This window comes from Rhodococcus sp. KRD162, assembly GCF_017168335.1.
Taxonomy (GTDB): Bacteria; Actinomycetota; Actinomycetes; order Mycobacteriales; family Mycobacteriaceae; genus Rhodococcoides.
The window spans coordinates 1-25502 of sequence record NZ_JABFAU010000007.1 but is presented as its reverse complement, the minus strand read 5'-3'; the positions used below and the strand labels follow the sequence as shown (position 1 = coordinate 25502).

The 25502-nt window shown below is 64.9% G+C and carries 20 protein-coding genes; 11 read left to right on the top strand and 9 right to left on the bottom strand.

Features of this window, described 5'->3' with window-relative positions; genetic code table 11:
• The first annotated feature begins 26 nt into the window (after nucleotides 1–26).
• The 3 genes from J1M87_RS11845 to J1M87_RS11835 all read left to right on the top strand — a co-directional run bounded on the left by J1M87_RS11845 (nucleotide 27) and on the right by J1M87_RS11835 (nucleotide 8268).
• Nucleotides 27–6173: a helicase-related protein gene (locus J1M87_RS11845; RefSeq protein WP_241256834.1), complete on the top strand. Its 6147-nt coding sequence runs from the start codon at nucleotides 27–29 to the stop codon at nucleotides 6171–6173.
• Nucleotides 6174–6325: 152 nt separating this feature from the next.
• On the top strand, nucleotides 6326–7237 hold the full coding sequence (locus J1M87_RS11840; protein WP_206489777.1) for a hypothetical protein: 912 nt from the start codon (nucleotides 6326–6328) through the stop codon (nucleotides 7235–7237).
• A gap of 140 nt (nucleotides 7238–7377) precedes the next feature.
• Nucleotides 7378–8268 carry a cutinase family protein gene (locus J1M87_RS11835; protein ID WP_307830790.1) on the top strand — a complete coding sequence of 297 codons (891 nt, stop codon included), beginning with the start codon at nucleotides 7378–7380 and terminating at the stop codon, nucleotides 8266–8268.
• 246 nt (nucleotides 8269–8514) lie between these two features.
• On the opposite strand, the gene mobF is transcribed toward J1M87_RS11835, so the two are convergent.
• Nucleotides 8515–14712, bottom strand: a complete 6198-nt coding sequence (gene mobF / locus J1M87_RS11830) for a MobF family relaxase (protein ID WP_241256833.1) — start codon at nucleotides 14710–14712, stop codon at nucleotides 8515–8517.
• Nucleotides 14713–14917: 205 nt separating this feature from the next.
• Here mobF and J1M87_RS11825 point away from each other — a divergent pair, with 205 nt between their 5' ends.
• Genes J1M87_RS11825 through J1M87_RS11805 form a run of 5 tightly spaced genes read left to right on the top strand, consistent with a single transcriptional unit; the run spans nucleotide 14918 to nucleotide 17437 of the window.
• Nucleotides 14918–15229: a hypothetical protein gene (locus J1M87_RS11825; RefSeq protein WP_206489774.1), complete on the top strand. Its 312-nt coding sequence runs from the start codon at nucleotides 14918–14920 to the stop codon at nucleotides 15227–15229.
• Nucleotides 15230–15279: 50 nt separating this feature from the next.
• Complete coding sequence (locus tag J1M87_RS11820) at nucleotides 15280–16098, top strand: hypothetical protein (RefSeq protein WP_206489773.1); 819 nt, start codon at nucleotides 15280–15282, stop codon at nucleotides 16096–16098.
• Nucleotides 16099–16100: 2 nt separating this feature from the next.
• Nucleotides 16101–16655: a hypothetical protein gene (locus J1M87_RS11815; RefSeq protein WP_206489772.1), complete on the top strand. Its 555-nt coding sequence runs from the start codon at nucleotides 16101–16103 to the stop codon at nucleotides 16653–16655.
• Between the two features lie 24 nt (nucleotides 16656–16679).
• Nucleotides 16680–17108: a hypothetical protein gene (locus tag J1M87_RS11810; protein WP_206489771.1), complete on the top strand. Its 429-nt coding sequence runs from the start codon at nucleotides 16680–16682 to the stop codon at nucleotides 17106–17108.
• A complete protein-coding gene (locus J1M87_RS11805; RefSeq protein WP_206489770.1) occupies nucleotides 17105–17437 on the top strand; it encodes a hypothetical protein in 333 nt (110 codons plus the stop codon). The genes J1M87_RS11810 and J1M87_RS11805 overlap by 4 nt, the downstream gene beginning before the upstream one ends.
• A gap of 21 nt (nucleotides 17438–17458) precedes the next feature.
• Here J1M87_RS11805 and J1M87_RS11800 read toward each other — a convergent pair whose 3' ends face one another.
• Both J1M87_RS11800 and J1M87_RS11795 read right to left on the bottom strand, forming a co-directional pair.
• Nucleotides 17459–17701 (bottom strand): hypothetical protein, encoded by a 243-nt coding sequence (locus J1M87_RS11800; protein ID WP_206489769.1) that lies wholly within the window; start codon nucleotides 17699–17701, stop codon nucleotides 17459–17461.
• A gap of 7 nt (nucleotides 17702–17708) precedes the next feature.
• Nucleotides 17709–17897 (bottom strand): hypothetical protein, encoded by a 189-nt coding sequence (locus tag J1M87_RS11795; RefSeq protein ID WP_241256807.1) that lies wholly within the window; start codon nucleotides 17895–17897, stop codon nucleotides 17709–17711.
• 350 nt (nucleotides 17898–18247) lie between these two features.
• Between J1M87_RS11795 and J1M87_RS11790 the strand changes: the two genes are divergently transcribed.
• Nucleotides 18248–18676, top strand: a complete 429-nt coding sequence (locus J1M87_RS11790; protein WP_206489767.1) for a hypothetical protein — start codon at nucleotides 18248–18250, stop codon at nucleotides 18674–18676.
• Nucleotides 18677–18797: 121 nt separating this feature from the next.
• Here J1M87_RS11790 and J1M87_RS11785 read toward each other — a convergent pair whose 3' ends face one another.
• The 5 genes from J1M87_RS11785 to J1M87_RS11765 all read right to left on the bottom strand — a co-directional run bounded on the left by J1M87_RS11785 (nucleotide 18798) and on the right by J1M87_RS11765 (nucleotide 21432).
• Nucleotides 18798–19610: a hypothetical protein gene (locus tag J1M87_RS11785; protein ID WP_206489766.1), complete on the bottom strand. Its 813-nt coding sequence runs from the start codon at nucleotides 19608–19610 to the stop codon at nucleotides 18798–18800.
• A complete protein-coding gene (locus J1M87_RS11780) occupies nucleotides 19607–19927 on the bottom strand; it encodes a hypothetical protein (protein WP_206489765.1) in 321 nt (106 codons plus the stop codon). The genes J1M87_RS11785 and J1M87_RS11780 overlap by 4 nt, the downstream gene beginning before the upstream one ends.
• Nucleotides 19928–20338: 411 nt before the next feature.
• Nucleotides 20339–20938 (bottom strand): DnaB-like helicase N-terminal domain-containing protein, encoded by a 600-nt coding sequence (locus J1M87_RS11775; protein ID WP_206489764.1) that lies wholly within the window; start codon nucleotides 20936–20938, stop codon nucleotides 20339–20341.
• Nucleotides 20939–21017: 79 nt separating this feature from the next.
• On the bottom strand, nucleotides 21018–21161 hold the full coding sequence (locus J1M87_RS11770) for a hypothetical protein (protein WP_206489763.1): 144 nt from the start codon (nucleotides 21159–21161) through the stop codon (nucleotides 21018–21020).
• Nucleotides 21162–21198: 37 nt separating this feature from the next.
• Complete coding sequence (locus J1M87_RS11765) at nucleotides 21199–21432, bottom strand: glutaredoxin family protein (RefSeq protein ID WP_206489762.1); 234 nt, start codon at nucleotides 21430–21432, stop codon at nucleotides 21199–21201.
• A gap of 671 nt (nucleotides 21433–22103) precedes the next feature.
• Here J1M87_RS11765 and J1M87_RS11760 point away from each other — a divergent pair.
• Both J1M87_RS11760 and J1M87_RS11755 read left to right on the top strand, forming a co-directional pair.
• A complete protein-coding gene (locus tag J1M87_RS11760; protein WP_206489761.1) occupies nucleotides 22104–22742 on the top strand; it encodes a LysE family translocator in 639 nt (212 codons plus the stop codon).
• Nucleotides 22743–23821: 1079 nt separating this feature from the next.
• Nucleotides 23822–24469, top strand: coding sequence for a GAF and ANTAR domain-containing protein (locus J1M87_RS11755; RefSeq protein WP_307830789.1), 648 nt, complete (start codon nucleotides 23822–23824; stop codon nucleotides 24467–24469).
• 561 nt (nucleotides 24470–25030) lie between these two features.
• Here J1M87_RS11755 and J1M87_RS11750 read toward each other — a convergent pair.
• On the bottom strand, nucleotides 25031–25282 hold the full coding sequence (locus tag J1M87_RS11750) for a hypothetical protein (RefSeq protein ID WP_206489759.1): 252 nt from the start codon (nucleotides 25280–25282) through the stop codon (nucleotides 25031–25033).
• Between the last annotated feature and the right edge of the window lie 220 nt (nucleotides 25283–25502).

Here is a 25502-nt window from a genome sequence, read left to right as displayed (position 1 = left end):
GCAGCGAATCCGACGCCCAGCTCGATCTGTTCTCGTTCGACGCCGACGGTGCAGCGCCGATCGACCCGGCTGCCGTCGATGTCGGCGGCACACCGCTACCGGCACCGGTCGATCCCGAGATCCTCGCCGCCGACGCCGCATCCCGACAGGGGCGCGAGCTCCAGCCCGCACCGGAGGTCGCCCCTGACGTCGCCGTCGACGCTGTCGCACCGATGCCGTCGGCGACGGACCTGGTGCGCGACGCCTACGGCCGGCTCGCGCGCGAGGACGAAGCGTACGTGCGGTTGGCGCGGATCCGCGCCGACCTCGACGGGTCACTGACCGGTGAGCAGGTCACCGATGCGCTGATGGAGCTGCGGCGCGCGGGCGATGTGTCGCTGATTCCGGAAGAGAATCAGAAGACTCTCGGGCCCGACGATCACGCTGCGGCGGTGAACTTCGGCAACCAGAGTCGGCACCTGATCGCCGTCGACGGCCGCCGCGTCGATCAACTCCTCCCCACTCAGAGCACTCCCCCAACTGCAGTCGAGATCGACTCCCCCACAGCCGAACCGACACCCGAACCTGCGGCGACGACAGCGGTACCGGATACCGCCGAAGGGACGGCGGTCGACACTCAGACGGTCGCCGAGCGCCTGTGGAATGTCGAGCCCGTCGACTTCCGGCCCGGCACCGAGATTCTGGTTCCGTCCGGAGCGAAAGCCCGTGTGGCAGCGAACATCGAAGCCCTACGGGTGCTCGCGGCTGTGACCGCGCAGGATCGGTACGCCACCGCCGACGAGCAAGCAGTGCTGGCTCGGTGGTCGAGTTGGGGTGCGACCCCGCAGGTCTTCGACCCGCGCCGCGACGATTGGGCGGCCGAACGCGAGCAGATCCGTTCGTTGCTGGACGACTCAGCGTGGGCGCAGGCGCAGCGGACCATCCTCAACGCTCACTACACCGACCCGGCCATCGCTGCGGCGATGTGGAAGGCGACGATCCGGGCCGGGTTCTCCGGCGGTCGTGTCCTCGAACCGGGTTGCGGGTCGGGAACGTTCATCGCCCACTCCCCTGGCTCGGCGCAGATGGTCGGGGTGGAGCTCGACGCCACCACTGCCGCGATCGCCGCGGCGTTGAACCCGTCGGCGCAGATCCGCGCCGAGGGATTCGAGAAGACCACCGCACCGGCATCCTCGTTCACCGCGGCGATCGGCAACGTCCCGTTCGGGGACTACCGGCTCTACGACCCGGTCCACAATCAGGCCAAGCACTCGATCCACAACCACTTCATCGTCAAATCGTTGGCGATGACCGCACCCGGCGGCTATGTCACCGTCCTGACCTCCCGCTTCACCCTCGACGCCCAGAACCAGCGGGCCCGCCGCGACATCGCCGCCCTCGGCGACCTCGTCGGGGCAGTGAGGTTGCCGTCCAACGCGTTCCGCCGTGTCGCCGGGACGGAGGTCGTCACCGACATTCTCGTGTTCCGTCGCCGCGCCGACGGGGTGAAGCCTGCGCCGCTGACAGAACGGTTCCTGCAGCTCGAGAACGCCACTGCCTTCGACGATGCCGGCGAGGACAAGGGTGTGCCGATCAATGCCGTCTACACCGACCACCCGGAATGGGTGCTCGGTGAGCTACGGGTCGGGCACGGCCAGTACGGCAACGAGACTCTGTCCGTCGACGCCCCCGACAGCGACGTCGACCTCGCTTCCCTGGTCGAGGATCGGCTCACCGCGATCGTCGATGTCGCGAAGGCCGACGGGCTCGGGCTCGGGCTCACCGCATCGTGGCGCGACACCCTCGGCCCGACCCGGGAGGACTTCGAGCGCGGACTGCTGGCGATCGGGAACGGACCGGCCGAGGACGAGCTCGCGGTGGGAACGCTGCGACACGACGCGCAGATGGAGATCATCGAACGCTGGAATTCGCGCGACTGGGAGCCGGTGAACACTCGCGGAGCCAAGCAGGTCGCCGAATGGGGCGAGCTGCTCGCGCTCCGCGACACCACCCACGCCCTCATCGACTCCCATCGTGGCCCCACCGACCCCAGTCAACGGCAAGCGCTGCGGGAGATCCTGGGTGAGCAGTACGACGCCTACGTTGCCCGCTACGGCCCGATCAACCGGTTCACCATGACAACGCCCAAGGACCTCACCGAATCGCAGCACGACGCCGCTCTGGCGAAGTCGATCGACACCTGGCGTAAGGACGAAGGGGTCGCCGGCGACCCGTATGCCGGTGAGGTTCCCGAAGACGTCTACGACCGGCTGTCCGACGATGCGTGGATCAACCCGCGCCAGCCCACCAAGCTGCAGAGCCACCTCGGTAAAGCGCTACGCACCGATCCGACGTTCGCTGCGGTGCTCTCCCTCGAGCATTTCGACGAGGAGACCATGACCGCCCGCAAGGCGGCGATCTTCCACACCGACGTCCTGCATTCGCGTGAGCTGCGCAGCCACGCCGAGACGGTCGACGAGGCGATGGCCATCAGCCTCGACGAACAGGCCCGCCTCGATGTCGGTCGGATCGCCGAACTACTCGGAACCACCGTCGAGCACGCCGAGACCCAGATGGAGGGACGCGCCTTCCGCACTCTGACCGACCCGACCCGGTGGGTGTCCTCGTCGACGTACCTGTCGGGCAATGTCCGCACCAAGCTCGCCGACGCCGAAGAGATCGCCGCCCTCGATCCCCGCTACCAAGCCAACGTCGACGCCTTGACCGCGGTCATCCCGCCGCGCAAGACCGAAGTCGATGTCGCTCTCGGTGCGCCGTGGGTGCCGATCGAGACCTACACCCAGTTCGTCCGCGAGACCTTCGAGGTACCGGCCGATGTTCCGGTCACCATCGAGCGGGCATCGGGGCGATGGACCGTGGCGGTCGATCACTATCCGGGTGCGGGTGAACAGGATCTCAAGTGGGGTCTGGTACCCAAACGCGGATCGTGGTCGACGAAATACAACTTCGAGCACCGCCCGGCCGAGGACCGCGGTATCGGCAACGCCGGTATGCGCGCCGGGGACTACGGCTGGCCCGCGATGCTCACCGATCTGCTCAACAGCGACCCGATCGAGATCACCAGCTCCAAAGAGTTCCGCGAGAGTGCCGGCGCGCCGACGGTGCACGATGCCGCGACACGCGCCGCCCAATCAAAGGCCCGGCGGCTTGCCCAGGAGTTCGGGCAGTGGGCACTGCACGCCGACGAGGTGCGCCGCGAACAGCTCCTCGACATCTACAACGACAAGTTCAATTCGCTTGTCGCGCCCGTGCATTCGGGCGCGCACATGGCCTTCCCGGGCCTGGGTGAGAAGTATTCGCCGTACCCGTACCAACGCGACGCCGCCGCTCGGATCGTTTCCGAGCCGACGGTGCTGCTCGATCACGTCGTCGGGGCCGGCAAGACCGGCACCATCCTCATGGGTGCGATGGAGCTCAAGCGCCTCGGGCTGGCCGACAAGCCGTGGGTGGTGGTGCCCAACCACATCATCGACCAGGTCGTTCGCGAGGCCGGGCAGTGGTATCCCGGCGCGCGAATCCTGTCCGGATCGGCGGCCACCGACGCCGAAGGGCGCCGGTTGCTCGTTGCACAGTCGGCCTCGCAGGACTGGGACATGGTGATCGTGCCGCGGTCGGCGTTCTCCTCGATCGGGGTCGATCCCGGCACCAAAGCCGAGTACATCCGCACCCAAGTCGCCGATCTCGATGCAGCGCTGGTCGACGCGACGTCAGATCTGACCATCAAACGACTCGAAGCGATGAAGACCAGGCTCGAAGAAAAACTCGAAACCGCGCTCGAACAGGCCGGGAAGGACCGAGGGCTGACGTTCGAGGCGTCGGGCTGCGACTACCTTTTCATCGACGAAGCACACGAGTTCAAGAATCTCGCCCGCGCGTCCGGGGTCACCGAGCTCGCCAACGAAGGCTCGCACCGGGCCACCGACATGGACCTCAAGCTGAACTATCTGCGGTCGATGCGCCGCGAGGAAGCGATCACCAAGGGCATCCCGCCGGAGGAGTACGTCGAACGCGTGGCCACGTTCGCCACCGGCACCCCCGTCGCGAACTCCCTCGCCGAGCTGTGGGTGATGCAGCACTACCTGCGTCCTGATCTGCTCAAGGACGCCGGGGTCGCCCAGATCAACGATTGGGGAGCAACATTCACCGATACCGTCGAGCGGGTCGAGCTGAACTCGTCCGGATCGAGACTGCGGGCAGTGACTCGGGTCGGTGAATTCACCAACGTCGGTGATCTCATCGGGATGACGAGTGTCTACACCGACGCGGTCACCCGTGATCAGGTGCCGGCGAACCTGCCGGTCAAGGACGGTGGCCGAAACACCGACGTCACGTTTACCCCGGCCCTGGAAGTGCAGGACTTCATCGCCGACCTCGGGTATCGCGCCGACCATGTCGACGCCAAACGCCCAGATATCGACAATGCGCTCAAGGTCGCCAACGACGGCCGCAACGCCACCCTCGACCCGAGGGTCGCGCATCTCGATCCGGCACCGCCGGAGCATTCCCGGGCGCATATCGTCGCGCAGCGAATCCTGGACGTGCACAACGAATCGAGCGAGAACACGTATCTCGATTCCTCCGGTGAACCTCACCCGACGCCGGGTGCGTTGCAGATCGTGTTCTGCGACCGCTCCACCCCGAAAGCCGACGGGTCGTGGTCGATCTACGACGGGATCCGCGCGGAGTTGCTCGCCGGCGGAATGGAGCCCGCGCAGATCGCCTACGTTCACGACTACCCGAAGCCGTCGGAGAAGGCCCGCTTGTTCGAGATGTGCCGCACCGGAAAGGTATCGGTGGTGTTCGGGTCCACCGAGAAGATGGGCACCGGCACCAACATCCAGGACCGCGCGATCGCGCTGCACCACGTCGACGTGCCGTGGCGACCGGCCGACCTCGAACAACGCGAGGGCCGAATCATCCGGCAGGGCAACCAGAACGCGCATGTGAAGGTGTTCAACTACGTCGCCGAGAAGACCTTCGACACCGTGATGTGGCAGACCGTGCACCGCAAGGCGCACTTCATCGAACAGCTCAAGAAAGCGGACCGCTCGATGCGCCGCGTGGTCGACCTCGACAGCGACTCGCTCGCCGAGAACTCGGCCATGACCAAGGCCCTCGCCACCGGTGACGATCGGTACATCCAGCAGATCGAACTCGACTCCCAGCTCCAAGAGCTCCAGTCCGAAGCGGATTCGCATTTCGCCGAGCAACGCTCCATCGAGCGTGACCGCGACCGGCTGCGCCGCGAAGTACCGCGGGCACGCCAGCGTGTCGCCCAATTGACCGAAGCAGCACCGATCCTCAAAGGCCGGCGCGAGGTCGACCAGTGGCCAGGCATGACCATCCGCGGGAAGTTCTACGACAAGCGCAGCGACGCCGCGAATGCGATGGCCACGGCATTGCAGGGCACCTACCAGGCCCTCAAGGGCGAAGGGCTCACCAAGACGATGGTGATCGCGGAGATGAGCGGATTCCCGATCGAAGCCTCCCGTCCCGCCCAGGCCAGTGCGCTGTATCTGTCGTTCTCCGGACTCGGGTCGTCGACGAAAGCGATCGAAGCACACGAGCTGTATCCGAGGATCGGGGACGGTGACCGCAGCCAACACTCGTTCGGTCTGCTCACGCGGGTGGAGAACATGGCGTACACCGTCGACACCGACCTGGCCAAGGCCGAACGTTCACTCGATCGAGACGAACAGCGCCTCGACGACCTCGAACTGGTCGAGCTGTCGGACTTCCCAAAAGCGGTGCAGCTCAAGGATCTCTCGAACGAAGTCGCCCGACTGCGGCGGGAGATCAAGGAGGCCGAGACCAGTCCCGAAGCCCTTGCCCGGGACGCTGCCCGTGCCGAACGCGCGGCAGCGAAAGGACGCAAGCCGGGGTGGTCGCTGATGCTCAACCCCACCCCCGCACTCGTCGAAGACCTCGGGATGGGTAGCGCCGACGATGTACGAGCAATGATGCACGACAAAGCAATTGCTGCTCAGCTTGCCGCCGCACAGAGTGCGGTCACGGACGAACAGCTGGGATTGGGCGATACATCGACCCGGCCCGGCAAGTTCCTCCGCGCTGTGGACGATGGACCCAACACGGCCAAGCCGTGGAAGGGCACCGAGCGCGAGGGACCGGAGCCAGGTCACGAACCTGACAACGAATACGGCCTCGATACCTAAGGACAAACCTCGGTCGACCAGACACGTACTGCTGACCGTCAAGAAATCTTGACGGTCAGCAGTAGGTGGGGATCTTTGGTGCTCCCCAATCAGCCAGGTCAGCGAGCGGATTCCGGCCGGCCCGTCGTAGAAGGGCCGCAACCCGGGGGACCGTGAAGACACTGTTCTCGACGAAAACGCTTGTAACGGTCTGTTGGCTGTGGACGACGTTCCGGCGAACACATCGTCCATCCTGGAGGCAGACTGTGGAAACCACGTATAAAGGTTCGGACGGCAACGTGACGGTCGATTCCCAGGGTGTGACGCTGGCATTCGACCCTGACGCAGGCAAGGGCTCGGACAAGGTCACTATCGCTTACCGGAACATCAAATCGGTGTCTTTTCTCAACCCAGGACCGACAGCGCCGGGGTACGTCACTTTTCATGTGCCCGGCGACGATGAGGGTGTCGCCCCCGAAGAGAACCGGCATTGCGTACTCGTGACTTCGCCCGAAGCTGCTGCTGCGGCAGGACGATACGTGCCATTGGTCAGGTCCAGGATGGCAGGGCCGAGCGCTACGGCAGCGCTCGATTCATCAACAGCAGACTCCGTGAACAGGCTGACCCGAAATCGCGATTCTCGTCCAGCTCGGCGTTCGCCTCCCGGCATTCCTCCCAACAAGAAATTGCGGACAGGTGAGCTACTACGAGACTTGAAATGGCCGGATTCTCCGTCCAATTTCACCCGCGCTCATGGGTACTACTGGTCAGAGAAGGATCGGATGTGGGTGCGAGATCCCAGCGCGCCAGCTACTGGAGGCGAGCGCGTGGGAATGGCCTTTGTTGGTCTGTGCCTGATCGCTGTGATCGTGGCGGTCGGGTTTGCAGCTGTGGAGTTCTTCGGTTGGGTCGGCTCCGACAATGACAATGGACGGTGCGCCCAGCTATCGGGTTGGTATGCCGACAATCCAGGCGACTCCAACCCCGATATCGCGGAGGACTACGCCACTGCGTGCGGGGCAGTGCCACCTCCGGTCCAGAGTGGTGAGCTGGTTGAAAGGAACGGCGACTATGTGTATCGGTAGCGGTCATCGCTGACACGCTGCATTATTTAGCCGATCGACATTTCGGCCAAGGATCTCATTCAGACGTATGAACTTTCCCTGGATACATCCAGGCGCGCACAGCGTTGGGGCACACTGCCAGCGAAAGCTGGACGGTTCATATGGGGCCGTCTGCCGAAAATCAGGGGAGCCCGATGCATTGGCCAAGCAAAAATTCTCGGCGCGGAATGAGAGCACTACTGGTAGCCACTATCGCCGCAACGGCCAGTGTGTTCGTCTATCCAATTGCAGCGTCTGCCGCGCCGGACCCGGTACGAACTACTGTCAGTGAAGCGTGCAAGAACGCCGACCACTTGCTCATCGCTGCCCGGGGATCGGGCGAATCCAGCGGCTTGGGACCAACAATGACTGCCGTGTACAACGCTATGGCAGAAAAGGGGTCCACCGACTACAAGGTGAACGCCATCGCCGTCGACTACCCGGCGCGCTCGGTAACGTCGATACCATTGGTTCTGTTCGGCAACACCGGCTACTTCGACGGGATACCCGACGGGATCACCAAGGCCGTGAAGCTACTTCAGCAAGTGCAGACACTGCCCGAATGTGAGTCCGTGTCCGTGACGCTCGGAGGCTATTCGCAAGGCGCAATGGTTATGCACCGCTTGATTCAACTTTTCGACGCACCACAACTACGTCAGTTCCATGTCAGCAGTGCGGTCCTGGTAGGTGATGGTGATCGCATCGGCGATGACAGCGGAGTGGTCCCCTTTGGCTCTGCATCACGCTCGTCGCTCGGGATCGGCCAGTTGCTCCCAGTGGTCGCAGGTAGCAACGGAACCCGCTTCAACGACAGTAAAGACATCTCGATCAACAGCGTCTGCAACACAAACGACCCAGTCTGTGCTCCCGACTGGTCCGTTCCAACGTGGTGCAAGAACGGGTGCGCAAGTGCCTGGCGCGCTGCACGTTTGCTCGTGGGAATTGGAGTACACCAGGTCTACCCGCGATCGACCGCGCTGAGAGATGCCGCACGAGCCACAATCTGCTGCTGAAGTTACGGATGCCCAACTGGGGACATAGTCATTCCATCACACCATGCAATACGGTCCGTCAAGATATCTTGACGGACCGTATTGCATGGGTCCGACGTCAACACAAGAACCTACGGGCGTTCTTCTGACACTCGGTGGAGCAGTCGGACGGGCTTCCTATTCGATACGCTGAGGCGCGCTTGGCCACTGCCATCGAGCCTCAAGACGTCGGTGTCCGCCGATCGGGAGCGGATCCAACCGCGACGCTTACAGGCCCCGATCGAGGTCATGGTTTTGATTTCGTTCTATCCCCGCGTCGAGCGGTCCAAGCCCATCACCACGGTCGGAACTCGTACCCGGCCTGACTCTGCCAGGCGGAGACACCAGTGCGCGGGGACGTTGATCGAGATCCACAGGTGGCGTCCCAACATCGCTCTCACGGTCCGTGATTCCGGAGATGGCCGGAGCATCAAGGCGTTGTGCAGCATCTGCCGCTGCACGAACACGGCGTTCAGCGTCTGCTTGTCTCCCACCGACCCACATCGTTCTACGGCGACGACCCTGCTCCAGGACAGCAGTATCGAACAACTCAGCGGCAGCGAAGTCGCCTACGCGTTGGTGGAGATCGGATGCGCGCTGAACAATGGCCGCCCACTCGCTCGCCCCGGCACCCACCCGGCCGGCGGCGTCGCGGGCGGCGCGTTGGGTGTTGCGGGCCTGGCGGGCGAGGCGTTCTTGGCGTAAGCGTGCATCGTCCACGGCCGGTTCGAGTGTTTTGCGGTCGCGTCGCTTCGCGGTCGTCAGTTGCTCGGTGAGTGTCGTGTGTTCGCTGCGTGCAGCCTCGTGCTGCGCGGTGATCCGGCGTAGTTCTGCGGCGAGTTCGCGGGCGGCTGCGATCGCGGCGGCTTGCTCGTCGAGTCGGGCATACAGCTTCTCGGTGTCGGCGACGACGGTCGGTTCGGTGCGGTCGCGTCCGGCGCGGTCGACGAACGCGGCCAGCTCGGCGTCCGGGACGAGCCGGATCGGGTCCTGCTCCATCTTGGCGAGCAGAGCGGCATCGGCCGGTGAGAGCACCGGCTGCGGCTCGGGTACGGGCTCGGTGGTGGCCTCCGCCGACAGCTCTGTCGGGACCGTCGTATCGTGCTCGAGTTGTTCGACTGTGTCGGCTTCTGGTGCGTCGACGACCTCGACGGTCGACTCCAACGAAAGACGCGTTGGGGTCGGGGTGTCGGTCATCGCCGCGCGCTTCGCTGCCTGTTCGGCCCGCCACAGCATCGCTTCGGTGCGGTCGACATCGGCCTTGAGCGCGGCGAGGGTGCCGAGATCGATGCTCTCGGCCGCCAGACGTGCAGTGGTGACGTCGACAGCGGTGACTTCTCCCCCATCGGCAGCGGTGACGCGCTCGTACTCCGCCGCTGCCTCGTGTGCACACGCGCGAGCGGCGGCCGCGGTGTCGTCGACGAACCCGGCACGCCAGATCTCCCAGTCCAGACCGCGCTGAGCGAGGGCACGTGCATCGTCGTCGTCCCCGGCGGCCGCGACGTCGGCGACGACAGCGGGCCGGATGACGGTGTCGATGTGATGCCAGAGCGCTTCGGCCTCGAACTCGCGGTCGGTCCACTCCTGGCGGGTGTCGAGCATCGCGATGCGGGCGGGACGTTGCCGGTCGGCTCGCTCCTGCAGCTCGGCGAGCATCGTACGGGCATGAAACTGTGAGGGGCTCGTGCCGTCGGAAATCCGACCACGCAGCTCCCGGTACCTGACTTTCGCGTCGTCGAGATCGGCGGTGAGCAGGCGCACTCGTTCGTCGGTGGTGACCGTCGGGTACGGCAGCTCGATCACCTCGACGTACGAGCGCAGCGCCTCCCACACGTCGGCTTCGGCGTCGGCGTTGTCGGTGCCGGCCTCGACCGCGGCGTCCTCGATGTCGAGTGGTGGTGCGCCGGCCTCGTGGTCGATTCCGGTGTACTCGCCGTCGTACTCCGGTGGCGGTTGGTCGTAGCCGCTGTCGTATTCCGGTGGTGGCGGCTGGTCGTAGTCGACGGGGGCGTCGAGTGCGTCGAGGGAGGCGAGGTAGTCGGCGTCGGCGTCGACCGGAACCGATGGGGTCGAACCGTCGACGACGGTGTCGGTCGCAGCAGCCTGGGTGGGTAGTGGTGCCGGGATGACGAACTCGTCGGGCAGCTCACCGCCGATCGTGTCGGCGACCGCCTCGTCGGCGACGGGAACGGCTTCTTCGTCCTCGACCGACAGTGGTTCGACGGTGAGTGGGGTGTAGGTGCGGGCGAGGTGGTTCTCGCGCACCAGCATCTCGGCCCGCCACGTCAGGGCGGTGGCGAGTTCGTGGGCGGGGAAGGTGACACCGTGATCGACCGGGTCGATGCCACCGTGCAGGAACTCGTACGCGGTTCCGAGCAACTGCCCCGGTGTCCACAGGGTCGGGTCGGCGGCGTCGACGGTCGCCACGAGCGAGGGCCACGCCGGATCCGACATCACGCGGACGGCGGCGGTGTAGCCGAGCAGTTCGGTCAGCACCGGTGCCCAGGATGGTTCGAGGACCGTGCCGTCGGTGTCGGCATCGAGCGCGGCGGCGGAGAGTTCACCGGAGAGACGCCACCACAGTGCGGCAGCCGGGAGCTCGTCCGGCAGCGGCGAGGTGGCGAGCGAGTCGCGAACGAGGGTGTGAACCTCGATTCCCGCGCGGGCGGCGGCCGAGAGTCGGTCGGCGAGGATCGGGAAGTACGGATCGCGGGCGATGTGGGGGTCGAGTTCGTCGACGAACGGACGCCACCGGGAGACGGCATCATTTCCGGTCTCGATCACCTCGGCGGCGCGGCGGTCGAGACTGCGTTGCGCTTTCACCGACGCGGCGGCGAGCTGCTCCGGTCCGGTCGGGCGCCGGTCGGCCGGGTCCACATCGTGCGCAGCGCGGAACACCGCGAGATCGGTGAGCAGTTCGAGGTCAGGTTCGTCGGTGAGCAGCGGGCGCGCCCACACCGGTGCAGTGGTCGGTGTCCACGTGGCGACGTCGGCTGCGATGCGTGCGCAGTGCGCCGTCACCAATTCCTGGCGGGCGTCGAGGTAGGCACCCCACTCGGGCAGATCGTGTACTGCTGTCGGGATGGCGGGTAGCCACGGCAGCGGCCCGGTGGCGGAGGAATGCGTGCCGCTGGGGTCCAGACGCCAGTCGAGAACTGCGGCCCTGTCGAGGGCGGTATCGAGTTCGCGCGAGCGGACAGCACTGCGTAACGCCTCGACGGGATCGCGGCCGTGTGCACCGAGGATCGCCAAGTGTCCGCGCAGGGTCGGCCATGCGGGCTCGTCGGTCAGACCCGGTGCTTCTTGTTCGGCGGCGACGTCGATCGCGGCCATGACCTCCGGGCCGAGGTGCACTTCGGAGCCGGTGGCCACCGAGTAGTCGTAGGCCCGCGCGGCCGGCGAGAGATTGAGGTGCGGATCGTCGGCTTCGGCGAGGGTCGAGTGCGCTGAGACCTGTGCGCCGTCGCGCCGCAGAATCTCGCGGAGGTCGTCGACAGCGGTCGGGGGAAGCATTCCGCGTTCGGTCATCGCGGTGTGCAGGTCACCGTCCGACGCGGTCGCCAAGTACAGGTGGTTGGCCTGCTTGCCGCGCGTGAGCCCGACGTAGGCGAGCTGACGGGTCTCGTCGCCGGTGGCCACGACGTGGCAGGTATCGGCGGTCGAGCCCTGTGCGGAGTGCACCGTTCCGGCGTAGCCGAGTTCGGTGGCCGACTGGACGTAGTCGGCGTCGAGGGTGACGCTGCGTCCAAGTTCGATATGCCGGACCTGTAGCGAGCCGTCCCGTCCGACTTTCTCGACGATCCAGCGGTCACCGTTGCGAACCCAGTCGGTCTGCGAGAGCGGGTTGCGGCGGTCGTTTGAGCGGGTGCGGACGGTGTCCCCGGCGCTGGCCATGAGCCCGTCGGCGAGGACGGCTTCCCGGCCGACTCGCTTGCCGGTGGCGGCGAGGCGGTCGGTGCGGGCGCGGGTGTTGAGTTCGGCGACGAGCTCGCGGGTCGGGGCGAGCATGAGCGCGTCCTTGCCGGCCGCATGATCGGCCGCCCACGCGGTGTAGGCGTCGTCGGTGACCGTCGCAATTGATCCGACATGGACCCGTCCGTGGTCGATGTAGAACCCGATCGCGGCCTCGTCGCCGTCACGCAACGCCAGCGACGCGGCACCCTCGGCACTGTCGCGGAACCGGACGACCTGCGAGAGCGACAACGCACCGATGCGGTCGTGAATATCGCGCAGCACACCACCGGAGGCAACGGAGGCGAGCTGTTGATCGTCACCGATCAACCGCACCGTTGCACCGCGCTCGACAAGTGCAGTGATTGCTTCGTCGAGATCGAGTGTTCCGGTCATGCCCGCTTCGTCGACGATGACGAGAGTGTCCTCGCCGATGTCGGTGTACCACTGCGGAACTTTCACCGACCGGCCCTCGCGCAAGCGTTGGGTGATGTCGACGAACTTCGCCAACGTATCGGTAGTCGTCAAGATATCTTGACGCAAGACTGCGGCGGCAGCAGCGGTCGGCGCGAACCCGACGACGCGGCCAGCGGCGTTCTGCCACGCGGTCGTCAGTGCTTTCATCGACGCGGTCTTGCCGGTGCCTGCGGGTGCGAGTGCGAGCTGCACTTTCGCTCCCGAGGTCGCCATCGCACGCACCAGCGACCGCTGCCCGGCGTTGAGGTCGAGACCGTTCGCTGCTGATTCGAGCAACGCAATCTCGACATGCTTGTCGTCGATCGCAATACCGTCGGTGCGTCCGGCGAGGGCGACGATGCGCGCTTCGGCATCGAGTACTGCTGCGGTGGTGAGCAACTGCGATTCGTGGCGGGTGTGCACATCGGCACCGTCGCGTCGGCGCATCACATCCGGGGCGATATCGGCAGCGGGGTCGGCGTCGGCGGCACCGGAGAGGTCGATCGACAACTCCTCCCCACACGCGAGGTCGGTGACCGTGTCGACGAGTGCGTCGATGCGCCCGGCCGGTGGGTCGAAAGTGCGTACTTGCCGCACGACTTCGGCGCGAATGTTGTGCCGCAGGAACCGTGATCGCTTCCGCGAGACGATGTCGAGTGAACGTTCGGCGGTCTCGCGCACCCAGGCGTGATCGAAGTCCATCGTCGCTTCGGCGGCGGTGTGCGCGGTGATCGAGGAGACCAGTTCCGACAACGCCTTCTGTGAGCCGAGGATCTCGATCGCTTCGGCTCGCCAACCGCTGCGTTGGTCGGCGTGCGAGACCGGTTCGTGTTTGGCGGCACGGGTTTCCAACGTCGCTTGCTGGGCTAGGGAGATCGCTTCGATGGCGGTCGGTTCACGTCCGTGATCGGCCTGAAAGGCGCGCGCGAGTTCGGCGGTGCGGAGTTTGATCACGGCGCTGCGCGAGGACCACCGCTCGGCGAGACGTTCGTCCATGCCGTCGATCTCGCGGACCGGACGTTTGCTGCGATCGGTCGACGCTCGCTCGGTGAACCGAACGCCGATGCGTTCACGCAACTGCGCTTCGAGGACGGTGTTGTAGACCTCGGAGGCGGAAACGTTGTTGCGGTACAACGCGGCCCCGTCGAGTGCGAGCCACTTGGTGGTGCCGTCGGGCATCGTGGCGGCGACCTTGTTGCTGATCGCGACGTGGGTGTGCAGGTTCGGATCACCCGCGCGCGAATCGCGGTGGGTGAACTGTGCGGCAATCAAACCGTTGCCGTCGACTTGCGCCACTCCCCCGGTACCGACGCGGGTGAAGCACGCGTGCTTCTCGAGGTACGTCACCGCGGCGGCGATCGCGGACTCGTGTGCAGCTTCGATCTGTTCCGAGACCTCACGCGGGGCGACCGCCCACAATGCCGACACCGATTTCACCGGTGTGAACGTCAAGTCGAACCCAGCTACAGCGGTGGTCTTCTGCCGGCCGACCTTCGCCACCCAGCCCGACAGTTCCCGTTCGTCCGCCGGCGCGCGGCCGTACTCCTTTGCGAACATCTTCGATCCGACATCGGTGCGGATCCGCGCACGGTCGGCGTCGTCGATCGCCGCGTTCCACTTCTGCCCGCGTGCGAGATTGTGCGCCACGAACGCCTCCGCGCACGCCACCCGATACGCGGTCGCTCCGGAGTCGATCTTGAACGCCCGGCCCAGTTTCGCCGACCGGGCGGCGTCGGCCTGAGACGCCCCTTGCGCGAGCGCCAGCTCGAACATCAGGTCCGCGTTCGGGTGCAGACCTTCACCGAACAGGGCCTTCATCTGCGCTTCGGAGACCTGCTGGCCCGCTGCGACCGACCCCAATTCGGCCAACCCGGCCCCGGCCCAGCGGCCGGGTGACTCGCCTTTTTCGGAGTAGTAATCGGCCAGAGAGGAGGCCCCACGCTCGGTGGAATCGGCAGCCGCGACCTGCCGGGTCAGGTACTCGTACCCATCCCCAGCGGTCAGCTTGTGCAGACCCATCACAAACGCGGACTGTACCAGCGGAAACGCATCTAGCTCCGTAGTGCATGAGGTGTGTGGGTTGGCCTTGGCTTTGGATCGGTAATTTCTGGTGGATGGGATTGGGTTGGTGAACTGGGGTTTCGGTGGTGGTGGATCGGTGATGTGGCGGGAGGTTGTGTCAGGATCTCTGTGTTTGACGGTCTCTGGGGCTATGGTTGGCCGCATGGCGTCGACACAGGCTCGGATGACTGCGCGTGCTCGGGCGCGTGCGGCGCAGCAGAAAGTGCTCGCAGACCGTCAGCGCCGGGACGCGGCGAACATGGCGTCGTTGACGGCGTTCTTCACCGCCGCCGAGCAGATCGACGCAGCGAAACTGGCGATGGCCCGGGCGCTCGACGACATCCGCGCCCGCGAAGGAACACTCGCCGCCGCCGCGACACTGACCCAGATCACGACCGGGGAAGCACGCAAACTTTTGGCACTACTCGCCGACGCCGACTCGTCGGATGACTCCGACAACGGCGTGGCCGGCTAGTCGCCGGACACCGTCGCGGCACCTGCCGACGACACGAACGGAGAACACAGATGAGCGTCTACACCGGCGAACTGGTGGCGGCATTGACCGACGCCGGGTACCCCGCTCCCCACACACCGGACACGGATCCGAACGTGCTCGCCTGGAGCAGCGACGGCACCGTTCCGCATATCCATGTCGACGACACCGGACGAGTACGCGTGCACACCGCAGCACGCCTGGACGCCGAGTTCACCCTCGGCCCGGACCGTCAGTACGCCGCCGACTGGGTCGCACTGCTGCACCCGCACCTCGTAGCACGTGTCGCCGCCGCGACCGGCGCGGCGATCATCGAACCCGCGTCGGTCGTGCAACGCAGCGCGGCGCTGGTGTGGCTCGAGCCCGATTTCGACAGTCACGGGACGTACGCGGTCTACACCGACAACGCACGCATCCGCGTGTCGGACAAGATCGGTGTCGAGACCGCAACCGACTTGTTCGGCACCGGCCTCGGGCACCGACTCGGTGTTACACCGTCGGTGCTGTCTCCATTGCACTCGGCACACCTGGGAACGGTGCAGATCAACGCCGACCTCGCCTACGCGTCGGCGGTGCAGCACTCCCGAATGTGGCTGCCCGCGATCTCCTTCCGCGACACCCGAGGGTTCATCGAGCGAGCCGCGATCCGAATCGGCGGACGTGAGAAACCTGCGCAACCGTCCGTCCCCGACGCGGGTTTTCGCGACTTCCACGCCCCGACGATCGAACTCGCGGCCGGAGGATCGAATACGACATCGACCTTTGCCGACGCCTCCTCCGTTGCGTTCGTCGTGCTGCAAAACGCGCGGCGTCGACACCTCGCCGACAGTCACCACGTGTCGGGACGCTGACCGTGACCGCGACGACGCAACTGGCACTGTTCGGCGGGGACACCGTCGTCGAACCGGAGATGTCGGTTCGTCGATCGTGGCGGCCGTTGCAGGGACCGTTGACCGCCAAGACCGTGGCACGCTTCTGGACGAAAGTGGTCATCACTCCGACGTGTTGGCTGTGGCGATCGGCCGTCAGCTTTCCCGACGGCTACGGCCGCTTCACCTTCACCGACGGCGACACCCCACGAACATTGTCTGCGCACCGATTCGCGCTGCTGCTCGCGCACAGCGACCTCGGGGACGGAATCGTCGGCGAGCACGACTGCGACGAAACCTTGTGCGTGCGAGTCGATGACGGTCACCTCAAGCGCGGCACCCAATCGACGAACCTTGCACACGCTGTTGCTACCGGACGCCACATCGGACCGACGCCCGCAGGCGGCGATCCACGCGGACGATACGGACGAGCCGTGGCGGTCCGCGACGCACTCCGCGACGGATACGACGCCGACCGACTGCGCGCCGCCCTCGCCGGATACAGCCTCGACGCGCAAGCACCACCGACCCTGTTCTAGACCACCACAAGAGCAGGTGACACCATGCCCGAACCTCGCTGGTATCGACGAGTCCTCACCCGACGCCCTTGGGGTGCGCAACTACTGATGATGGTGTTGCTGATATTCCTCGGGCGCGACACCGTCACCGACGCAGTCGACGATCCCTCGGCCTGGAACGTCAGCATCGCGGCAGTGTGGATCCTCGCGGTCGTGGTGTACGCGGCGACGACGGTGTATCAGTGGCGAACCCGCCACCGACAAGACCCCGAGAAGTGCACCGGCCCAGTCGAGGTTTCCGATGACGCCGTTGCACACTCCATCGCGTCGACACCGAACCGCATCGCAGCGATCAAAACGTTGCGCGAACACCATCCCGGTCTCGGACTGCGCGAGGCCGCCGAGCTGATCGATACCGCCCTCGCCACACCGATCGGGTGCCGCAGTCCTCACACGAAAGGACCGACCCGATGACACTTTCCTCGCTCTTCACCGACGACGTTGGGCTCTTGCCCTTGCTCGCTGTTGCCGGTGCCGGATTCTTGATCTGGTACGTGCAGTACCTCGGTGAGACCGACGCTGGATGGAAGGGCTTCATCGCAAACATCCTGCGCATCGTCGGCGGCGTCGCGTTCCTCGTCGTAATCGCCGTTGTGTTCTCCACCGTCATCGCCGCGATCCTTGCGGTCACAGCAGTCATGCTGTTCATGCTTCCGTTGTTCGCACTCGGCGGTGCGAGCGGAGTCGCCGACCGCCCACGTCGCGGGTATCGACGCGACCCGTACGGCAACGACTACTACTGAACGGCACTCGTCAGGCTCCGCTCAGCGCCCCTCACTCTGCACACGTCGAGCAGGTGTGATCGAGTACGCGATCAGCCGATCCCGCAGCGGCGCGCGGACACCGCCGCGATCGCTGCAGCTGAGCATCACGAACAACCGACGCCGATACTCGCTCATGTCGATGCCGAACTCGGCGAAGACGTCCTCGGCACTGGCACCGCCGTACGGTTCCCACTTCACCGCGAACGCCAACAGCGGATCGAGACCACTGCCCTGCCTCGTCATCGCACGCTCACGGCAACGCTCGCGTCGCTATCAGATCATCGTCGTCGACGAAGACGAGCACACCGGTGTCGAGTGCAACGGCCCACCGATGCGGTCTCGCCCAGTCCCGACCGAGATCATCGTCCACAGCTCGCACCACGTCGGCATAGTCCTCGACGATCGTTCCGGTGACAACGGTGCCTTTCGACCGAGTCACTTGGACCACATCACCAACGGCGCGCTCACCCTTTGTGCTTTTTCCCACGTCGGACATGTCGGTAGTCAAACAGTTCGGAGTGCCGTTCGCTAGACGAACGATCTGTGGGGAATGCAACGCACTCGGCGCGGCCAAGGGCCACTCTCGGCCCGTATGCTGCGCCGCCGCATCGCAGGGAACATGGTTTAGACTCGATGATGTTCGAGCGTCGATGAGGGTCACGTTCGAGCGCGCCCCACCCGTACCGATCCACCCCTGCACCGCGTTCCTCGCCGGGCAGCGTGTGTGAACGATCGGTGCCTGTCCGGTTGGGGATTTCCGCGCACCGAAACTGGAAGGCCCTCACTCCGATGTCCATCACCTCCTCCGTCTCTCCCGCTGTCGACAAAGACACCGCACTGGCACACGCGCGCGCCGCGATCGAGAACCGCACCAAATACATCGAATCGCTCTTCGACGCCGCCCAAGCCGCCGCCGATGCACGAGAAAAGGTCGCCGACGCGACCCGCGCGGCCGAACGTGCGAACGCCGAACACGCCGCCGCCTACAAAAAAGCGATCGAAGCCGGCTGGACGGCCGCCGAACTCACCGCCCTGCCGCTACCCGCACCGGCACCGGTCGGTAAGAAGACATCCAAGTCTTCCAAGCGCGCGTCCGGGCGCAGTACCCCGCGTCGCCGCGGCGATGCCGAACACGCCCCCGCCGACCACACTCAGCCCGGCAGCGCACCAGCAGCCGATACGCAGACCTCGACGCCGCCGTTACCGCCTGTGTCCTGACCGACGCAGCTCCTACGCACCATCCGCCAGGACTGACGCACCCCACCCGCATCGACTGCCCGACAACGAAACCCCCGACCACACGGTGATCGGGGGTTTCGTTGTTGCAGCGCAGGGGGTTTCAGTGCTGGGGCCACCCGCGGACGAGCTTGTCGGTACTCGCGTGCAGGGCGTTGAAGGCGTCGACGAGGTACGTCAACCAGGCACGCGCGGTTTCCGGGTTCGGGACCAGGGTGGAGGGGACGGCGTTCTGTTCGTCGTCGGAGAGTTCGTTGAAGCCGGCCGGGTAGTCGGTGGTGTCGCCGTCGACGATGTTCGGTGCGCCGTCGATTTCGTAGGTGATCACGAATTGAATTTCGTGTCGGTTCGGGGCGGTGAACTCGGCCGACAGTTCCAGCTCGCCCCACAGTCTCCGGTCGTAGCTCACTGCCCCGTCCCACAATGCCGCGTGCAGCAGTGTGTTCGGGGTCCCCAACGCTGCCGCGGTGCCCGGTTGCGGCCACTCGAAGTCCTCGCCGAGTGCGTCGGCCTTGGCGAGGTCGAGGGTCAGCAGCGGCACGGCCGGCGCGCGGGTTCCGTCGGCTCCGTGTGCGGTGGGTGCGGTCATGGCCGGTGCCTCCGGGGTGTCGGTGTGGGTGTGAGTGACGATCAGGACACCGAGGTCGGTTCCGATGTTCGCACTGTCACCGAGTGCGTCGAGCAGTCGTTCGGCCAGCGTGGCAGCGTCTGCAGCCCGGTAGGTGCCCAGGGTGCTCCACGTCGCGGCGTCGTACGAGGTGTCCGATGCCGAGCACACCTGCACCGTCAGCGCGCCGCTACCGGGTGAAGCCTGCTCGAGGTCGCCGGAGGCGTCGATGACGGCAGTGATCTGTTCGCGGACGTGTGTGGGCAGTCCGGTACCGAGCACGGCGGTGTCGACGTCGGCGGCGCTCATGCGGGCTGGCTGTGGTGTGCTGCGTATTCGGCGATGGCTTCGCGCATTACGTCGGCGGGCCTGCGGCCCTGCTGCGCGGCGATGGCGTTGACCCTGTCGCTCAGTGGTTTCGGGAGTCGGACCTGTCGGCGGGGGGATTTTTCGCCGGGTTGTGCGTTCGGGTCCAACGACGGGCGGCCGCCTCCGGCTCGTTCGAGCAGGGCCCGCCCGGCGGCTGCTGCGTCGTCGCCGCGCAGAGCGGTGGTCGAGTTCTTGGGCAGGGTCATCTCGTTCTCGGCCCATTCCGACAGGGCCTGGTGGTCGGTGTGTTCGGTCATGGTGTGTCACCTCAGTTGGTGGAGTTGTGCGGGTGTGCGGTTGGAACGTCGATTCCCGTGGTGTCAGTCGGTCGTGCGGTCGAGGTGTTTGGGTCGGGCTTCCATGACGTGGAATCCCGACCATTCCTCGTGGTGGGATCACTTCGACCATCACCTCCAACAGCGCTCCTCCCAGTGCGCGAGGTGGGCCGATGAACAGCCATGGTTTCGCATGTCCCGGCACTCGCGGCTCGTCGAATTCTCGCTCGACGTAGTAGGCGTTCTCGATCGCGTGGAGCGCGTCGGCGTGGTCGATACCGTGCTTGTCGGCACTGTCGGTCCATTCGATCGCCATACGAGTAGTGTACTACACAACACGGCTATTGTGTAGTACAGAACCGTCATTCTTGGCTGGTTGCGTACCGGTGATCATCACGAGTGTGCACGACGAAAAGCGTTGAGCCGGTTAAACGCTGCACGCTGCCGGGTGCCGAGTTCGACCATGAAATCGAACAGATCAGCTTCGGGTGCCTCCTCGGCGGCCTGAATCAGTCGCCCACCGGCGATGTGGAAGCTGCGGCGGTAGGACTGAGAGAGGACGTTATCGGCGTAGTGCACGGCGGCGACGGAGTGCGCTCCGGCGGTGACGATGCCCATGAGGCGTTTGCGTAGCGGAGCATCTTTGGCTCCGTCGGCTCCGGATCGGATGAGCGCACCTGTAACGGAGGCGAAGTCGTGGGGCCCACCGGCGGAGATGAGGTCGACGATGTGGCTGTAGATGCGCGCGTGCGCGGGATCCTCGAAGTCCGCTGCGGTGAGTGTGGTGGTGATGCGTTCGATGTCGGTTCTGTCGGCGCTCTGGTTACGAACATCCATCAGCGCGCACAGGAGCATTGCTTCGGGGTCGGTGGCCGGGTCGTAACCGGGCTCGACGTTGCGAGCGACGTGCAACTCGTCGACGGGTGCGAGGTCCGCGCGCGCTTGCGCTGCCGGGTCTTCGCCGGGTGTGGGGACTGCGCGTAGTGCGTTCATCGTGGGCCTCGTGTTCGTTTCGGGTCGAACGTCGTACCGGCGGGACATTGCTACCGGCTGTGCTGCATCGCGTCAGTGGTCAGGATGCGGCTTTGTCGATGTCGTTATGCTCGCCCTCGGCCGGGTCGGCCCGGCGTGTTGCGGGGTGTTCCGCGGTGAGTTCGGCGTCGATCTGGCGGTCGATGTAGTCGGGGTCGGGGGTGTAGGCGGGTACGAGTCGCATGACGGGACCTCTTCTGTGTTTGGCGGGTTTGTGGGTTTCAGGCGGGGGTGAGTTCGTTCAAGGCGTCGATCTGAAACCCGCTGAAGTGGTGGTTGTCGTCGACGTAGACGACGGGGGTCTGTCGGTAGCCGAGTTCGTCGGTGATGAAGCGGTAGGCGTCGGAGTCCTCGGTGACATCGATGATTCGGTAGTTCACCTTCTTCCTATCCAGGAAGATTTTGGTTGCGCTGCAAGGATCGCATTGCGGCTTGGTGTACACAGTGATCGACATAGCTTTCTCCTTGTCGGAATTGCTTGCGTTGTCTTCTATTTTACGTCAATAGCGGCGTTTACACCAGGGCTAATACCACTTCAATACCGGCAATTTGCGTTGCTGCACTTGCTGTTTCATATCGCCCGCTGTCTTTAATGCCTATTCGTCAGTGGAATTAAAATAAAGTTATCGGACACCTTCCCGCCTCTTTCTTTACTGCGTTCTTTTTCGCTTCCGGGTGGCGCGGAAAAGAGACGCGGCGCACGGCGTCGACGGTCAATGCCTGGCCGGTGCGAGTGTTCGCCGGGGAGCGCAGCGAGTGCGGGTCGGACGAACAGTCGTGTTTCTCGTCGTTCCGCTCGATCGCGAATACCGTGTGGTTCGAGGGCCGGGTCGCCGCCTGGCCGACCGCACGGCAGCTTCTACCTCGCCACGCACCTTCCCACGCCGTAATCCGCACTCCGGTGAACGCGGCTCCCGTGTACGACGGGGCTTCGGCGTGAGCGTATCGATGTCTTCCAGCCGTACCGCGCGGCCGGCGTGGGTCGGGGTACAGTCTGAGGGAAGACTGGATCGAACATTCTGTCTTACCGTGTTGCCCCGGCGCGGACACGAGTTGAAAATAAGCCTTCCGGCCGTCGACATAGTCCATCTGACCTGGATTGTCCTCACAGCACGGAAGCAACCTCATGATCTCTCTGACTACGGCAGCCGCCTTTGCCCTGGCGTCGTTCGCCCTGATAGCCGTCCCAGGGCCCAGCGTCCTGTTCACCGTGAGCCGCTCGATCTCGTATGGACGTCGCGGCGGTCTACTCAATGTCCTCGGCAATGGATTGGGGCAGATACCCCTGGTCATCGCGGTCGCCGCCGGGGTGGGAGCACTGATTGCAAGCTCCGTTCTGGCACTAACCGTTATCAAAATCTTGGGTGCCGGATATCTCGCATACCTTGGCGTGCAGACCATTCGCCACCGCAACCGAACGTCCGCGGTATCCGCTGAGAACTCCGAGACGCTGTCGGGAAAACGATTGCTGCTCCAGGGTTTCACGGTCGGAGTCACGAACCCGAAATCGATCGTTTTTCTCGTGGCGATTCTCCCCCAATTCGTGGACCCATCCCTTAAGCATGTGCCAGTTCAGCTTGCCGCGCTCGGGTTGATCTTTGTAATCGTCGCCATTGCGCTCGACACGGTCTGGGCGCTCATCGCAGGCTCAGCCAGAGACTGGTTAGCTACCTCCCCCAAGCGAATGTCGCGCATGGAGGGCATCGGCGGCGGCCTCATGATCGGCCTCGGCGCGGTACTACTGTTCTCCGGTAACAAGCGGTAGCTCCGCACACCGAGCCCACGAACCGTCGTGACACACCCACCAAGCGGGCACAACAGTTGACAAACCCTATTGAGAAGCCACCTACGCCCGTAAGTAATTTGATTCTTGTCGCTCTTGTGAGTGCGGAGCGCAGCGGAGTTCGATTCGGTGCAGCCCGTAGGGTGCGTGTGACCCGCAGGGGCGCATGCGCACGTGGCCGGCCTCGGGTGGTGGGACGCAGAACGCCGCCGGAGCTGGTGCTCTACGGCGGCGGCGCGGCAGTGGGGCACGGCTGTCGAGGTGACGGTGCGGGGGCGACGGCATTCGGTGTCGCGGCAGCTCTGTGTTGCCGTTAGGCGGTGGCTCGAGGTGGCCCGAAATCGGTGGGGCCGATTCGGAATCGGGTTGCGCTGGTGGGGTTTGCGGAACCCGAACCAGATGCGGTGTCGGCTGCCGCGGTGACAGGGATGTCGTGGCGACCGCAAACGAGGCACAGCAACTACTGCGATGGTGCCGCAGGCTCTTGGTCTGAACCTACGGCACCCTGATCCCACAGCGCGCCGTATCGCTACAGCACAGAACGGGACCACAACGTGCATGCCCTCGATGACGCGTTCTCACACCACCTGCGCTGAACTTCAGGGTGGGCAGAAGCTCGGACGCGAGTGTGGAAGGTCCTCGATCGAGTCCGACTGAACTGCCGGTAGCATGTCAGTGCTCGATCCTGTGACGCTCGAATTGAGAGCAGGGTCGATTCAGCGCAGGGGTGCGTCCAGAAGCGCGGCGCAAGAGACCCCAGGACATTCTTCGCTGATCCCGGTGCACGACGGTCGGCATTCATCGATTGCACTCGGGATCCCGGCGTGCGCGGCACAGATACGACAGCGAGGGGCAACGGTGCGTCCGACGGGACGGGGAGAGACAGAGTGTCGATGAACGAGCGACCCGCCGCGCGTGCGGGAGAGCCTGCCGGAACAAGCTCATCCGTGCACAACAGTGGTGGGAGGCCGTCTGTGGGCTCGGTCGGTGCTGCATCGGAGGTTTCGACGGTGTTGCGGCTGGCCGAATTCGCACGAGCAATTGGCGGTAGGAGCCGAACGGTGGAACAGGTACTCGACGATGTTCTGGCTTGGGCAGTCGAGCTGATCTCTGATGCGAGCACAGGATGTGTCACTACGCTGCGGCGTGGTGTTCGTACCGTCGTCGCTTCCACCGATCCGGTTGCCGAGCAGATGTGTCGACTTCAGTACGAGCTCGGTGAGGGCCCGATCGACACCGAACTGTGGCATCTGGACACCGTCGTTTCTGAAGACCTCGAGCGCGAATCCCGGTGGCCGCTCTTCGCTGCGGCGGCGGTCGAGGCGAACGTTCGATCGTTAGCGGCTTTTCGCCTGTATTCCGGTGACGCTGACCTGGGCGCGCTGGTGTTCTACAGCTCGAAACCCGACGCGTTCGGCGCTGACGATGTCGTCGTCGGTGAAGCTGTCGCTGCGCACGCCGCCATTGCGTTGCTGTCCGCGCGTGAGCGGAACCAGTTCGCCACCGGATTGGCAAGCCGCGATCTGATCGGGCAAGCCAAAGGGATGCTGATGGAGCGCTATTCGGTCGACGCGCTGCGCGCGTTCGAGCTGATGGCCACGCTCTCGCAGGAACGCAATCTGCCTCTGCGAACCATCGCGGCGATGATCACGGAAGTCGATCATCCGGCCGCGTCAGCCATCGATCGCAGCGACACCACCGCGCGGTAGCTCTTTCACTAACGGTCCTTACCTCAGGGTGCGCATCGCCGGTGGTCCACCGCCAGCAGGAACAGCGGTCCGGCCCACGGTGAGGTATCCGGCAAGGATGGCCAGTTGGATGCAGACACCGTTCGCGCACAGAGGTCGCCGCCGAGTCGTCCCACATGCAGTTCGTAGAACCCCAGCCATTCAAAGAGATTCCGCTACTCGACTCCCACCTGGTCGACATGAACGTCGGCCTCGATCGACTCGTAGACATCGCCGGTCGACAAACAACTGCGTGGTAGACCGCTCGTTGACCCAAGCGACCCGCCTTCGATGACCGGGTCAGCCGGACTGTGGTTGTCGGTGGCCTGTGGCAGGGTCACCGCCTATGGATATACAGGTGGAGGCCATGACAAGTCGGTCGCATTTGGATGACTGTCCGCGGTGTAGTAGCCCAATTCCGTTGCCGTTGGACAACTTTTGTTCTCAGTGCAGGTATCCGTTGTGGGTCGATTCGGAGGAGCGGGCGGCGCGGCTTCATGCCGCGAACCTTCGGCGGCTCGGTCGGCGTCGGGGTTAGGGCGTTCAGGTGGTGGCGGGTACGAGGGTGTCGGGTTTGACGAGGTAGGGGTAGACGCCGGGGCCTGGTGTTTCGTTTTCGACGAGAACGAGGCCCTCGGGTTGGATGTCGCGGACGACGACGATGCCCGGTGCGCCGGCTGCGAGGTAGTAGCGGTCGCCGATTTTTACGATCTCTCCTGTGCTTGTGGTGGTGTGTGCTGATTGTCGGTGATCGACGATGGTCCGGATGACTTCGGCGGTGGTGGTGTCGGTCATGTGATGGGTGTGATGGCGGCGGCGGGGCACCATTGTCGATTCAGGTCGAGTCGGCCTTTCTTGTTGCCGGTGGTGATCGAAAACGACACTTGCCAAAGCTTGTGCATACTCGGTCAGTGACCGGATGATGTGCGTCGATGACACGCAGCCGATGGCATGTTCGCACTACTGCCGCAGAGCTTCCCAAGCCCCGTTCCACACTTACTCCCAACGGCGTAAC

What these genes read in the sequence shown, in the direction of transcription:
- J1M87_RS11790 (WP_206489767.1), top strand. Translation starts at nt 18,248, where the DNA reads ATGTCCATCACCTCCTCCGTCTCTCCCGCTGTCGACAAAGACACCGCA.
- mobF (WP_241256833.1), bottom strand. Translation starts at nt 14,712, where the DNA reads ATGGGTCTGCACAAGCTGACCGCTGGGGATGGGTACGAGTACCTGACC.
- J1M87_RS11820 (WP_206489773.1), top strand. Translation starts at nt 15,280, where the DNA reads ATGAGCGTCTACACCGGCGAACTGGTGGCGGCATTGACCGACGCCGGG.
- J1M87_RS11800 (WP_206489769.1), bottom strand. Translation starts at nt 17,701, where the DNA reads ATGACGAGGCAGGGCAGTGGTCTCGATCCGCTGTTGGCGTTCGCGGTG.
- J1M87_RS11780 (WP_206489765.1), bottom strand. Translation starts at nt 19,927, where the DNA reads ATGACCGAACACACCGACCACCAGGCCCTGTCGGAATGGGCCGAGAAC.
- J1M87_RS11750 (WP_206489759.1), bottom strand. Translation starts at nt 25,282, where the DNA reads ATGACCGACACCACCACCGCCGAAGTCATCCGGACCATCGTCGATCAC.
- J1M87_RS11805 (WP_206489770.1), top strand. Translation starts at nt 17,105, where the DNA reads ATGACACTTTCCTCGCTCTTCACCGACGACGTTGGGCTCTTGCCCTTG.
- J1M87_RS11835 (WP_307830790.1), top strand. Translation starts at nt 7,378, where the DNA reads ATGGGGCCGTCTGCCGAAAATCAGGGGAGCCCGATGCATTGGCCAAGC.
- J1M87_RS11765 (WP_206489762.1), bottom strand. Translation starts at nt 21,432, where the DNA reads ATGTCGATCACTGTGTACACCAAGCCGCAATGCGATCCTTGCAGCGCA.
- J1M87_RS11775 (WP_206489764.1), bottom strand. Translation starts at nt 20,938, where the DNA reads ATGAACGCACTACGCGCAGTCCCCACACCCGGCGAAGACCCGGCAGCG.
- J1M87_RS11825 (WP_206489774.1), top strand. Translation starts at nt 14,918, where the DNA reads ATGGCGTCGACACAGGCTCGGATGACTGCGCGTGCTCGGGCGCGTGCG.
- J1M87_RS11770 (WP_206489763.1), bottom strand. Translation starts at nt 21,161, where the DNA reads ATGCGACTCGTACCCGCCTACACCCCCGACCCCGACTACATCGACCGC.
- J1M87_RS11810 (WP_206489771.1), top strand. Translation starts at nt 16,680, where the DNA reads ATGCCCGAACCTCGCTGGTATCGACGAGTCCTCACCCGACGCCCTTGG.
- J1M87_RS11785 (WP_206489766.1), bottom strand. Translation starts at nt 19,610, where the DNA reads ATGAGCGCCGCCGACGTCGACACCGCCGTGCTCGGTACCGGACTGCCC.
- J1M87_RS11760 (WP_206489761.1), top strand. Translation starts at nt 22,104, where the DNA reads ATGATCTCTCTGACTACGGCAGCCGCCTTTGCCCTGGCGTCGTTCGCC.